1 protein-coding gene is annotated in these 821 nt (G+C 74.4%); it reads left to right on the top strand.

Annotated features, from left to right (window positions below; translation table 11 throughout):
• On the top strand, positions 1 to 555 hold a 555-nt coding region (locus AB1460_RS37910; protein WP_368967415.1), incomplete at its 5' end, for a WD40 repeat domain-containing protein.
• Between the last annotated feature and the right edge of the window lie 266 nt (positions 556 to 821).

The raw sequence follows: 821 nt of genomic DNA, 5'->3' as shown, positions 1-821 counted from the left end.
GTGTTCTCCCCGGACGGGCGCACCCTCGCCACCGGCGGCGGCGACGGCGACGGCGACGGCGACGGCGGCACGGTGCGGTTGTGGGACGTGACCGACCCGGCCCGCCCGGCCCCCCTCGGGGAGCCCCTCACCGGCCACACCGACTGGGTGTGGTCGGTGGTGTTCTCCCCGGACGGGCGCACCCTCGCCACCGGCGGCGGCGAGGGCGATAGCGGCAGTGGCACGGTGCGGTTGTGGGACGTGACCGACCCGGCCCGCCCGACCCCCCTCGGGGAGCCCCTCACCGACCACACCAGCAGGGTGTGGTCGGTGGTGTTCTCCCCGGACGGGCGCACCCTCGCCACCGGCGGCGGCGACGGCGACGTTGTCGGCGCCGCCGACGCCAGCGGCACGGTGCGGTTGTGGGACGTGACCGACCCGGCCCGCCCGACCCCCCTCGGGGAGCCCCTCACCGACCACACCGACTGGGTGGAGTCGGTGGTGTTCTCCCCGGACGGGCGCACCCTCGCCACCAGCTCCGAGGACAGGACGGTGCGGTTGTGGGAAGCCCGGTGAGCGGAGCGGTTCCACGCACGGGCCTGCCCCACTCGCCGGGAACGGTCTGACCGCCGGTCTGGTGCCCGGTAACGGCTGGGGATCCCGGGCCTGAGCAGTACGGCCCCCACCTCCCGTCAAGATCGACTGTGGGAGCTGTGGCCGTCAACAGCGTTGATTATCTTGATATGGGGATGCTTCCCGGCTCGGGTGCCGGGGCGGGGGTGCGGTCGGTAGCGGGCTGGTGTGTCCGGGTGGCCGATGATGGGCGGTATGGGGGCGGTGCG

The sequence above is a fragment of the Parafrankia sp. FMc2 genome, assembly GCF_041008525.1.
Classification (GTDB): Bacteria; Actinomycetota; Actinomycetes; order Frankiales; family Frankiaceae; genus Parafrankia.
This window is presented reverse-complemented; position numbering and strand designations above follow the sequence as displayed.